The 13982-nt window shown below is 64.0% G+C and carries 1 protein-coding gene (only partly in view); it reads left to right on the top strand.

All coding sequences use genetic code 11. The features are described 5' to 3' along the window. Positions 1 to 13982: the end of a hypothetical protein gene (locus ACFWF1_RS35815; protein WP_379322253.1), read on the top strand. 22960 nt of this gene lie to the left of the window's left edge; 13982 of the gene's 36942 nt are visible here — the last part of the coding sequence; its start codon lies beyond the left edge, outside the window; the stop codon is at positions 13980 to 13982.

Here is a 13982-nt window from a genome sequence, read left to right as displayed (position 1 = left end):
GCCAGCTGTTCGCGCATCCCGAACCGGGACCGAACGACCGGATCACCCCGCCGCAACCACCCCGCGGACTCGACACCACGAACCCATCTGGCGACGCGATCGCCACCTGGTGGCACGACACCGGCCAATCCTGGTGGGACGACCTGCATTTCATCGACCTCGCACCGGGATACCAGCACCAGCTGCTCGCCGGGTACCCCGGCCTGCGCAACAACGACGGCATCCCAGCCTCGGTACGGCACACCCTCAACACCAGATATCTTCAGCTCGAGATCCAGCGACTCGACAAGCTCTGGTGGCCGTCGTCGAGCCAGCAACGGCAACGGAACGACCTGCGGGCAGTGCTCGCCGCCCTGCATACCGCGGAGCTCAACGCCGCGATAGCGGCTGCGAGCGCGGGCACCGAGCAATCGGCGATCCGGCTGCTGTCCTTCGACCACGACCACGACCACGACCACGACCACGACGCCGACCACGGTCGCGGCCACGTCGTCATCGGATTCGGTTCCGTCGACACTGCCAGGACCGCGCACTGGCACGCACACCCCGTCACGGCACCCGGGCAGATGCACGAGGTGCTCGCCGACACCGCTACCCAACATGTGGCCAACACCGGCACACACCCCGAACACGCGACCGTCGTGTGGTTCGACTACGACTTCTCCCCGGCCGCCCACATACCGTCGGAATCGATCGTCGAGCCCACCACATCACAGGATCGCCTGGATACCGCGATCACCGAATTCACCACTCAACACCGCACTTTGCGGGACATTCACGTGTTCGCACCACCGACACACGCGAATTCAGTGTCACAACGCCTCGGTTCGCCGTCGGTGTCGACGTATCACACGCCGGTCGGCACCCCCGCCACCAGTACAGTCGGTTCGCCGTCGGTATCGACCTATCACACTCCGATCGGCACCCCCACCATCAGCCGATCCGCCAGCCCGATATTCGACGGCGCACCTCCACCCACCCGGCACACCGCCGATGCCCATCGCAACCCCTCGCCGCCGACCGACGGCGCCGAAGTCCTCGCCGACACCCGCCTCGGTGGCCACCCAACCGGCGACACCGACGTGCACGTATCCGACGCCGACCCGAGTCCGACAGGGAGCGGCCCCACCGCCGGGCCGGGCACCGGATTCGTTGCGCCACCCGAATCCGAGCAGTCCTCCGATGTCACACCGATCGTCAGCGTGGACCAGACATCCGCTCCACATTCCGCAGAGGTCCGCTCAGTGCGCCCCAATGGTGGGCCTACCTCGGAATATCCCCGGAGCATCCGAATCGGCTCGCCGTATGAAGGTGTGGGCGAAGCGAGTTCCGTTGACGAGCCGGAAGGTTTCCCCGAGGACAACGGCCTAGGACCCGGGTACCTCGAAGGCCGGGAATTCGCGTCTACCGCTGATCAGTTGGGGTGGTTGTTCGAAGCCGAATCCGAATCTGTGGTGGTCGCGAGCACGGTCGATGCCGATGCCGCCATGGTTTCTTCGGTGGCGCCGCCGAATTTGTCTGCGCGGCAGGCGGACACGATCGGGGATACCGGAAATACGGTGCTGATCGCCCGAAACGGGCAGGCGGTAGTGATCGGGCCGACGGACCATGTCCTGTGGGATGGGCTGGAAGTGCGGGGTAATTCACGGATCCAGTTGGGTTCGGATCCTGCGGTGTCGTATCGGGTGCACACGGAATTGCTTCGCTACCTCGATTGGCGCAGGGATCCGAATGGTGGGTTGCATGGCACGCCGAAGGGTGATCGGCGTGCGGGTCAGTTGCTGTTCTACGACAACGGAGTGGTGGAGCTGGGGGTCGGCGATTTGCTCCCGACCCGGCCGGAGGCGGGCGGTGCGGTACGGATCGAGTCGCTGAGCTGGCGGATCGTGCTTCGAGAGAATGCCGTGCGGGCGCTGGGTCTGGGTGGACCGGCGGCTGGCACCGCAATGGTCATGCATTCGGGTCCGGTGTTCGCGACAGTGGATGGGCGGCTGGCACCGCGGGAGTCGGATGCGCGGGAGGGAAGCTGGGCCGATTACGGGGTGCTGATGGGTAACCTCGGCAGGCTCGCCGCGGAGGATCCGCGGGGTCTGGTGGAGATGTTCCACGAGTACCCCAATGGGATTGTGGGTGTGCGGTTCTTCTTGGATGGCGAGCCGCGTTGGGTGGGGGTGGATCGGCGGCTGTTGCACGACTCGTCGGGGATGCCGATGCATGCGGGGCATATCGATGGCGAGCCGTTGTGGGCGGCGTTGGCGCAGAAGGCGTATGCGTTGTTGCGGCCCGATATCCATGCCGATGTGACGGTGTCGGTGCGGCGGTTCGGTGAGCCTGTCCATCCGCCGCCGATATCGCCGATGCCGGGCACGACGATCACGGCACCGGCGGGCCGGTTGGTCATCGTGGACCGGCACGGTGGGTTGCTGAGCGTGCGGCCGGGTGATGACGTGCACGGCGTCGTCGATCCGCAGAATCCGGATGTGCTCGCGGTGTGGATCGGTGACGACCCGACGTCCCCGGTGCATTCGGTGGATCGAAACCTGTTGGGTGAGTTGACCGTGTTCGGTGCCGACAGTGACGGCGTGTATCACTGGACGACGCCGACCAGTTGGTCGTCACCGGCAGCGAAGTCGATGTTCGCGGGGCTGCGGCGGATGACACCGGACGCGACCGAGACGCATATTCCGGCTGGCACGTCGATATCGCTGGATGTCGGCAGCGGTGGGGAACTGCTGCTGGATGGGCACACCCGGGTCTCGGAGCGGGTGCTGGGGCAGCTCGGTCGCACGATCAAGTGGGCCGAGGGCCCGGTATTCGGCGATGCGGGACCCGTGCCGGGGGATGCGGCCCAAGGCCGAATCGGGGACTGCCATCTGATAGCGCCACTGATCGTTATCCCCGCCAGTAACCCCCAGCCGATCCGGGATATGATAATCAAATATCCCGACGGCACTTTCGGTCTGCGATATTTCACCAATGGTGCCCCGCGGTGGAAGCGGATCAATAGAGAATTCTGGGCCGACGAACACGGGCAGATGCTCTATGCGGCCCATGACGCGAGCCGGGCATTGTGGCCTGCGCTCGTCGAAAAGGGCTATATGGTCATGCGGGGTGGCAAAGCCCAGTTGATCGAGGGCGGATTTCCGGCCAGCGCGATGATGGAGTTGCTGCCGCCGTACGAGGTGGACGACACCGGAGCCGCCCGCCAGCCGGTAAGCGGTATCGACCTGGCCTATTTCCTGCATCCTATGCGATTCGGCGTTGATTCGCTGTATGACCTGCTCGTTGAGCAGATCGGCCCGGCTGCCGATCTCGAGTCGGTGTTCGCGTTCGCGCAACGACTCGGCGCGCTGGAGCCGACCTGGAACATCAATAGAGAGAGCTCCGTCGAACGATTCCGGAATTTCCTCAATTATCATTTGGAGGAAGCGGAGCTGGCGCAATGGCAAACCGAGATCGCCGCCGTCCTGGATTACCTCAGCCGGATCAACGATCCCAGGGAAACTGTGACCAGTTCCGTAGTCCGGCAGCACTTCGCCGATCTGGTCCGGTTCATTCGCAGTCGCGGCGACAACGTCCTGCTGGGCACCGGAAGTTTCGGTGCGGGTATGGAGAACATCACCGAATATCCGGGTCTGGTAGGGACCCATGTGTATTCGGTATTGGATGTGCGGGCCGGCGACGATGGCGGCATCGTCCTCGTACTGAAGAACCCGTGGAACGACAACCCGGAGGTGCCCAAGACCATCGACGGACTCACCTACGGCCCGGGCGGCACCCTCACCCTCGACGCCACCCAGCTGACCAAATTCGCGTTCTTGTCGATTCACGGCACCGGCACCCGCTTCGCCTTCGGCGACTCGACCACAGCACCGTCGAACACCGCATCCACACCGGTTTCCAGTCCGCCGCTCGAAGTAGAGTTGCCAGTCGGCGCACCCGCCCCGTCGGACATCGAGCCGGGTCAGCTGCCTGCGGGACTGCCGGGAGTGCGTGACTACGCGGAAGCGGTGCATTCGGCGGCGACACCGGACATCGCATTGGCGTTGGTGGCGCGACTGGACCGTGACCCGCTGCAGGCGGTGAAGGCCGCATACGCGCTGCGGACGCACGGCGGTGATTTGGCCGGGGACCTGCGTGCCGCGTTGCCGGAGGAAAAGGATTACATCGATCACGTATTCGCCGTATCGCAGGAGGACGACCAAGCGTCCGCGAGTAATCGGAATGCCGGGGGCGGGTCCGCACACACTGCGGGGGCCAACCTCGGCCGTGCACGGTTCGGGACGCGACCGCAGTCGCCCGCGCACCCCGGACTGGCCGGTGACGACGAATTCGACACGCGGCCCGCACCTTCCGGCCCGCCGAACCGAATCGGGCAAGGTGATCGGCAGTCCCGCCGCGAGATCGGGCGCACCATCGATGGGTCGCAGCCCCACGACTTGCGGCCACACCTCGCCCATCGTGAATCAGCAGACGAACCGCCGGGCGAGAAATTCACCAGTGCACCCGGCTCCCACAATTCTCCGCAATCGCTCACCGGCCCGGCAGGGCCCGATTCCGCACACACCCTGCTGGGAATGGATTTTGAGCACAACCCGACCGACATCTCGATGGTTGATCGGCCGGGCAGTCCCGATGATCGCAGTTCGACAGACGTCTCGATGGACTCTCGGCCCGAGAGCCCGGCTGGTCACGCCCCGGTCGATACACCGATGCGTGATCGCCCCGGACGTCGCGTGCCGCCATTTGAACCCGAAGGTGCGGAAACCTACTTCGCGGATGCACTGCTGCGTCACCTCGACTACGAACCGCCGGGCGGTAACTCGGCCCCGCCGCGGGAGTTGCCCCACCACCGGCCGCCTCCGCCGCCGGAGCTCGATGACAGCATGCGTCTGAACAACCTCACCCCTGAGCAGAAGGCGAAAGAGCTGCCCGAAGCCGCGGTGGTGATCAAATCGGGACATCTCACTCTGCCCGATGGCGGAGCCGCGATCACCCTCGTGAACCAGCGGGGCGAGATCGATCAGCTACCGACTACCGGCCGCGCGGAGGCGTACCTGGTCACACCACCGAACGGTCCGCCTGAGTACCACCTGGTAAGCCCGGACGGTAGTCCGGACACCAGGCATCGCCCGATTCCCTACGATCTCGTGAGCGATTTCGAATTCGAGGCCGGAAAGGGTAACTCGCCCGGCACCCTGGAATGGAAAGACAAGTCGCCCGAGTTCCGCATTCTCGGCAAAGACGCCAGCGGAAACGGGGTCATCAAGGTGCCGTACGAGTACGATCTCGTCGCCAAATCCGCACCCGGGCCGCAGCGCACGGTCAGGCACCCCGACAGCGGGACGTGGATCACCGTCGAGGTCCCCTATTACGTCCTGCCCGAAGTCCCGGTCCTGGTAGAGCGGCATCAGGATGAACTGTTCGGCCCGCACGGACCGAAACCGGAAGACGCCCGCCAGGGCAACATCGGCGATTGCGCCCTGATCGCCCCGCTCAAGGCGATGGCCCAGCACGCACCGTGGCTGATCGAGGAGATGCTGCACGACAACGGGGACGGCACCGTCTTCGTACGATTGCGCTATCGCGGCGATGCTGGGTGGACAACCGGGTGGATACGCGTGGAGAAAAGCGTCCACGTGGCCCCGGGCACCCAGAGCGGGTATTTCGCCGCCCACGAGCCGGGGCAACCCTTGTGGGTGGTCATTATCGAGAAGGCGTACGCACTACTCGGCGGCGTCAACGGCTACCACGCGCTCGGATCCTCCGGTGGGCTCGACATCTTCGTCAACATCATCCCGGATTTCTACCTCCCCAAGAACGGTGCGCTGCCACAACCCGCCCACGTCATCGCCGACTTCACCTTCCTGCACCCGCTCCACTTCGACTTCGACAGCCTGCACGACCTGGTGAGTCGCCACCTGGAAAATTCCGATCCCGAGTTCTCCCACCGGCTCGTCGACGACTCCGACAATTTCCGCAAGCGGACCCTCGCCAGACGAGATGTCGTGTGGCGCAAGATAATGGCCGACCATCCCGGCAATAAGGCCGCCCGAGCCGCTGCGTGGGAGCGTTATCTACGCGACGAGGACCCCATCGACTCGACGGCGGGCTTCCGTCGTTACCTCGACGAAAAATTCCCCGGACAGTGGGCAGCTGAGAAAGACGCCCTCACGGCGTACCAGCACGCGATGTTCGACGGACCGCCCGCGCTGCGGCGGCTCCTGTTCGAGCGGAATCCCGAGTACCGGACCGCCGCAGAGGCAATCGCCGACCGGATCGATTGGGCACGCAAACGCGGCATAGTGACGCTGGGTACTGCCGCATTCGGAAATGACCTCGAAAACATTATTGCGGTACCGGGTTTGCGAGGCAGTCACGCCTACCCGGTCCAGGGCGTCCTACGTAATGAGAAAGGCCTGCCGATCGCGCTGTTGCTCGAGAACCCGCACCCCAGCAATCCCTTCCTCCGCTCGCAGGACGGTATCGAATACCGCCTCGAGCCGAATGGATGGGGATACGCCACCACAACCGACGTCGCCCAGGTTCTCCATCACGAGAACCCGGACAAGACCATCACCAAATACGTCGTCCATCCCAACGGCAGCCAATCACGGGAGGATCCGGACGGGACAACCTACAGCATCGCCCGAGACGGAACCCGGCAATTCGCGCACCCCGACGGTTCACGAGACCTGGCCTTACCGAACGGTGCCAGACGTTGGCAAACACCCAGCGGAGCGCAATTCCTCACCATGCCGGACGGCACGAAGCTGCGGATGGCCGCGAATACGTGGGTACCCGACATCCGCGTGGACCCGCCCGACAGGACAATTCCCAGCCGCGGCACCATTGTCGCCGTCGGCCTCGAACACCTCCCGAAATTCAAAGCAATCGGGATCGGCGGCTCCGCCGCATACGGTTTCTACGGACCGGAAAATCCCAAGAACGTGGACCTCGCCACAGCGGGCCCGCCGAGCGAATTCTTCGCCCCTCCCGCCAAGCGCAGGCGGAGGAATGCCGGTGCGGGCGGGCTGGGACAGGTGGCGGGGTCTTCGTCCAGTGTCCCCGGGGGGGACGATCAACTTTCGCACGCAGGCCGGCAACCGGACCCCGCGGGCGGCGCTGCTGCACCGAGACGGGCCCCCAAGCAGATGGACGTCTGGTTGTATGCCGCGGCCGGCTACAGCGCTACGCGGACTGTACGGGCGCTGCGCGAAGAACTGGGTGTCGAGGTGACCGAAAAAGCGGTACGTAGCCTTCTCAGAGAGATGTTCAAGAAACACGGGGTGCGTGGGGTCGATGGTGTTTTGGCGAGGGCTGGTGAGTTGGGGCTTGCGGATCGGGGACAGGCTTTGCAACAGGTTCCGCCGCCGTGGCGGTATCTGACGGACCGTGAGAGGGATGTACTGCCCTACGTGATGAAGGGTAATTCTGTCGGTGAGATCGTGGCGGCACTCGGTGAACGTCCGGAAGCAGGCGCACGCACAATTTCTGAGGTGCAGAATTCTGTCGAAGATTTGTATCGGGTATTCGGTGTCGTTCGGACGAGGAATCGAGAGTCTGATGCTCGAGCTTTGGATCAGGCGGTGCGGAAGGTTCCGGGTTTGTTCGCTGAATTGCGGCAGGTGGGGTCGGAGCCCACGATTGTGTCCCTCAGTGACGCGCGGAAGGAAGTGTGGACGTATGCTGTCGCCGGTTACGATGCCGCGCGAATTGCGCGAGCACTCTCGCTGCCCGAAAACGATATAACAATCAAGGCGGTGAGGAGGCGCCTCGAATGGATCTATTCCATTTTGGGGGTGTCTGGTTTCGATGCTGCTGTGGTGCGGGCGAGGGAGTTGGGGTTTCCGGATCGGGAGCAGGCCCTGAAGTTTGTGCGTCATCCGTCGCAATATTTGACGGATGATGAAGAGCGGGTTATTTCTCATGTGCTGAGTGGTCGTGATCTCGCGCGGATCGAGGATATCCCTGGAGTATCGGGCAGTAAAGCGCGGAAAGCATTGATCAGCCTGTACGAGATGTATGGTGTTGTTTTTGATGCGGAGGGTCTGCTGGGTGCTGTGGGGGATTTGGTGGGGGCTGCGGGGGCGCGTGCGGGGGATGTGGAGTTGGGTCAGTTCACGTTTGTGGATTTGGTGCCGGGGTCGTCTGGTTCGTCGTGGGTGTTTTTGTCGACGGCGGAGCGGGCGGTGTTGGAGTATCGGGCTGGGGGGTTCGGTTTCGAGGAGATCGAGCGGAGGTTGGGGTTTGCCGCGGGTGAGTTGGATCAGATTTTGGGGAGTGTGTGGGAGAAGTTCGGGCGGGTAGCTACCGGTGAATCGGGGGCTGGTGCCGATCAGCGACCCGAGGACATCAGGGATGCGGCAGCGAAGCTTATCCCCGAGCTGCGGCGGCAGGGACGCCTGAACCACAGCAATATCGCCAAGCTTCGGGACCGCCGGGCAGGAGATGGGTCGGCCTCTTCGGCGACCGCAGCGCCGGCGGAAGCCCAAGCATCCACATACGACTCCACCCAGCATCCTGGAGCGCAACTTTTGCGCGCGCCTATCTCCGAGCAGCCGCGGGAATGGTTGTATGCCGCGGCCGGCTACAGCGCTTCGCGAACTGTACGGGCGCTGCGCGAAGAACTGGGTGTTGAGGTGACCGAAGAGGCGGTACATCGCCGTCGCGGAGCGATGTTCAAGAAACACGGGGTGAGTGGTGGGGTCGATGGTGCTTTGGCGAGAGCTGGTGAGTTGGGGCTTGCGGATCGGGGACAGGCTTTGCAACAGGTTCCGCCGCCGTGGCGGTATCTGACGGACCGTGAGAAGGATGTACTGCCCTACGTGATGAAGGGTAATTCTGCCGGTGAGATCGTGGCGGCACTCGCCCAGCGAACGGAAGCAGGCAAACATACAACTTCCCAGGTGGGCAAGGATGTGGAGGAGTTGTATCGGGTATTCGGTGTCGTTCGGACGAGGAATCGAGAGTCTGATGATCGAGCTTTGGATGAGGCGGTGCGGAAGGTTCCGGGTTTGTTCGCTGAATTGCGGCAGGTGGGGTCGGAGCCCACGGCCGTGCACCTCACTGACGCGCAGAAGGAAGTGTGGACGTATGCTGTCGCCGGTTACGACGCCGCGCGAACCGCGCGAGCACTCTCCCTGCCCGGCAGCGACGTAACTACCCTGGCGGTACAGAGGCTCCTCCAAAGGTTATATTCAAATTTGAGAGTTTCTGGTTTCGATGCTGCTGTGGTGCGGGCGAGGGCGTTGGGGTTTCCGGATCGGGAGCAGGCCCTGAAGCTTGTGCCGCATCCGTCACAATATTTGACGGATGATGAAGAGCGGGTTATTTCTCATGTGCGGGGTGGTCGTGACCTTGCGCGGATCGAGGATATCCCTGAAGTATCTGGCAGTAAAGCGCGGAAAGCATTGATCAGCCTGTACGAGATGTACGGCGTTGTTTTCGATAAGGAGGATCTGCTGGGTGCTGTGGGGGATTTGGTGGGGGCTGTGCGGGCGCGTGCGGGGGATGTGGAGTTGGGTCAGTTCACGTTTGTGGATTTGGTGCCGGGGTCGTCTGATTCGTCGTGGGTGTTTTTGTCGACGGCGGAGCGGACGGTGTTGGAGTATCGGGCTGCGGGGTTCGGTTTCGAGGAGATCGAGCGGAGGTTGGGGTTTGCCGGGGGTGAGCTGGATCAGCTTTTAGAGAGTGTGTGGGAGAAGTTCGGGCGGGTAGCTACCGGTGAATCGGGGGCTGGTGCCGATCAACGACCCGAGGACATCAGGGATGCGGTGACGGAGCTCATCCCTGAGCTGCGGCAGCAACGACGCCTGAACTACAGCAAGATCTATGAGCTTCGGAATCGCCGGGTAGGAGACGGCAGCGTGCCGAATATCGTTGGCCGGGACGATGCCCTGGTCGGTTCCGCACAGACTGCTATCGACGAGGCTGGCGATGGCACCGACGTTCGCGGTGATTCGGCTATGGCGGTTGATGAACCGGACGATTTGGCTGGTCCGGCGTCCCTCGACGCCGAAGAATACGGTGGCGACGCCACTCCGGCCACGTACGCCGCCGACGTTTTCCGGAGAGTCAGCAGCAGCGTCGCATCCGGCAGCGATGTTCTCGACCAGGCCGTTCCGCATCCAAACGAACCTGTGGCGGATGATTTCGGCGGGTTGATGATGGATGATTTCGGTGGGCTGGTGCCAGATGAGTTCGCCGGGGTGATGACGGATGATCTCGCCGGACTCATTCCCGATGATTCCGCCGAACCCATTGCGGACGACCGTATCCGGGCGTTGCTCCAAGAGCTCAGTCAGGCAATAGACGCCGGCCCGGCTACGGATGGCGGGCTCGCCGGCTTCCCGCCCGGCACCCACATCTATCTCACCGGTCTGCATAAGTACATCCCCGACACCGAAGTCCGGCTGCGATTGACCATCGCCTCGGACGGCGGATTCAGCGCGCTGCTCAACTACAGATCCGGCGTGGGACGCGAGGAGCCCGCCGGCTACGGCCACGAGGCCCTAACCTTCCTCCGCGACCACATCGAAATGTGCACCGCGCCAGTCATTTACGTGCAACGGCCCGCGCTGGACACCTCCGGACCGGCTGCCGATACCTCCATTGCCGAGCTCGTCGACCGGTGGGACCAGCTCACCCTGTTGGCCGGCAGTGTTCTGCATTTCCCCGACGGCGTCACCGCCACCCTGCATCCCAATGGTGACTTCAAATTCCGCGACTCCGTAGGCTCGCAATTGTTCGACAAAGTCCAATTCCTGCCCTATCTCCGCACCCGAATCCTGGCGCGGGTCACGATCATTGCCCCCATCCCGCCGAATTGGCTTCCCGTCCACGGTGATCCATTGGTCGCGTTTGCCCGTGCGTACGGCCTCGACCCACAGCGGCTACGTCTCGACATCGCCAACCATCTCGCGGCCAACCGCGACCATTACCTGGGCCAGATCACCACCGACCATCTCGACGCACAGGAGATCCACGAAGGCGAACATCGCCGGGAGTTCTTGGACAACCCGGCTTTCCGGGGTGACGTTCCGATCGCCGTCGAATTCGATCGTGCCGCCGAACTGCGTGGCCGCGTGGACCGCGAGCGCGGACGACTGCTCCAACTGGAGATCGACGCACTACACGCCGGTGGCAGCACCGGCCTTTGTTCCGCCGCGCACCTGGGCCTCCCTTTTCTACTTCACGTCGCCGCCGACGTCACCCACGCCAATCTGGTCGTCATCCGACCCGGGGTTACTCGGCACTCAGTCCTCGCTACACCCGCTCCCGGCCGGCCCGTCGTGTTCTTCCGGCACCATCCGGAGCACGGCTACCAGGTGGGACTCACGTCCACCGGAGGCCTGTGCACAACTTCGATACCGGGCATCACCTTGACGCCCCATCAGCGCGCGCTCCTGAACTATGTCGCGGGTCGACACACAAACAATCAAATCGAAGCCCGCTTGCGCGCGGACGGATTCTCCGGCACTCGGAATGATCTAGTGGAGGACGCTCTCAAGCGTATGTACAAAGAGTTCGGGCTTGCCGGTTTCGCGAACCCACGTTATGAGGTCATCGCCAAAGCCCGCAGGCTGGGGCTGCTAGATCAGGCTTCCGACACACCCTCGGGACCCCCGGCCACCATGCGGTCACCCCTGCAAGCAAGGGTGCTCGAATACTATGCTGCGGCGGTCTTCTTGAAATGGGATTTCAACAACCGCTTCATTGTCGATGATCTCCGGAGAAATGGATTTACCGGCGATGCTCGATCGGTATCGGGGGCGTCCCAATCGTTGTTCGAAACGCTGCGGGTACACCGCAGTCCCGAAGAGTCCGAGGCCGACTGGCGTGAACGGGTTGTCACCACCGCCCGCAACCGTCCAGGTCTGCTCGATGAGGGCGCTGTCACCGAACTAGCCGCACGCCTGTCCGCGATCCGGGCGGTTATCGACGGCGGCGCACACGCCATCGGCGGCCCAGCGCCGATTCTCGAAACCCACACTCTCGCAAGTGAATATCACCACGACTGCGGCCCCCGCACACTGGCCCGGCTACGGGAACTCACCGGCCACACCGGCATCGACGCCGGTGGCCTCACCACCGGCCTCGCGGGCATGACTCACCACGAACTTCACCGGCGCATACCCGGCGCACAGCTCCACACGGTGCGCGATCCCGATACCGCCATCGCTGCCTTTCTGCTGGACTCCGAATCGCCAGCAACCCACGCTTATGTCGTCCACAACCACGTCACCCCCAACCAGCAGGGAGTCGGCGCACACGCCGTCCTCGTCACCAACAAGGACAAGGCCCGCAACCTCGACCCCGCCCGCACCCAGCACCTCGACACCCTCATCGTCTGGGACATTTGGTACGACCGCACCTTGCGAACGCCGCGCAACTACCCACCGCACCACCCCGCCATCACCACCACCGAAGTCATCTATACCGACAAGCACGGCAACGTCGTCACGCCGCCGACCGACACCCACACATCCACCCCCGGTACACATCGGCGACACCTCATCGGCAGCGACCCTGACCCCGAATACCTACCGGAACTGCCGCGCTACGACGCGGACGGATTATGGTTCGAAGAACCTGTCGACATGCCCTGGGATGTGCTACCCGGATACGACGCCGATACTCCCGCCCTGGACACGCCCCGGACGGAACCCCTTCCTCCCGGGCCCTATTACCAGGCATTGCGTGGGACGGGACTGCTGATCGACGAAGACTTCTTCGACCGTGCCTCCTACCGGGACGCCGGCGGCGACCATGCGGAATTGCAGCGGCAACGGGAAGCGCTCGCACGTCAGTCGAGACTGGCGGCGGTTTTGCGCGGAGCGTTGTCGCTACGGACGATCGGCAATCACGGCAACACCCATCTGCAGTCGGCCCGGTACCTGGCAGGTCTGGTGTCAGTGGGACTGGATCGGTATGACCGCGGCCTAACCGAATGGCGCGGGGAGCTGGAAAGCGGCCGGATCCGGCCGTCGTTGTCGACGTCGGCGCCCGCGCCGGGTGACTATCTCAGCGGGGGAATGTTCATGATCCCGCAGCAGCGGCCGCCGGGTTTGGAGGGGGCAGGGCCGGATCCCCGCGTGGCCGCGTTGTGGTGGCAGCAGCACGGCGAGCGGTGGTGGCGCTTGCTGAACTTCGCGACAGCGACCGAGGCACAACAACGGCGCCTGCTCACGGAGTTGCCCGGCCTGCGTAACGGGGAAGGCATTCCAGCAGCGATACGAGATCAGTTGAACCGCACATATCTTCGGCTGGAGCTCGAGCGGCTGGCGGACGCTCCCGCCGGCGAGACCGCGCAAGAGTGGGACCGGCGGCGGACCTTGGTCGCCGAGTACACGCGCCTGGCGGATTTGCTGGCCGCCGCGGACCTCGAGGCCGGGATGACGACGGCGCGCCGCGGGCGCGACATCCCACCGGTACATCTGCTGTCGTTCATCCAGGATCGCCGTGGTCGTGCGGCGGTGATCATCTGTTTCGGACCCGCGGACACCGCTTTCGGCGTGACGTGGCGAGTGGCACTGCCTGGCCTGTCGTTCACTGCGCTGACCGGCGAGATGGTCGACGCGGCAGAGGATTACGCCCGTAGGTTCGGAGCGAGCCACGCGTCGGTGCTCTCGATCGGGCACGACGAACCGCACGGGCACTCCAGCGCGTCCGATAGGCAAGGGGCACAGCCGATCTCGTCCGGGCAAGGGTTCTCCATGCTGCGCAACCCTGGCATGCTGTTCGGCGCTGTGCGCAGGTCCGCCGGTTCGCGGCCGGGTCCGAGCAGGTCTGCTGCGATGATCAGCGCGTACGTGCATGCCCGCGGCTCGGCGTTGGGGGGCGTAGAGGTGTTCGCGACCAGGTCGCAGGTCTCGGCGATGATGCGGTATGTCGATGCGTCTATCGTGACGTTTCACATGGGGGAGCGCTCTTTGCGCGCCACGCGAGCAGGAGACGGGTCCGCCAGGCGACCGACCTGA

This window comes from Nocardia sp. NPDC060255, from assembly GCF_042727395.1.
GTDB lineage: Bacteria > Actinomycetota > Actinomycetes > Mycobacteriales > Mycobacteriaceae > Nocardia.
This window is presented reverse-complemented; position numbering and strand designations above follow the sequence as displayed.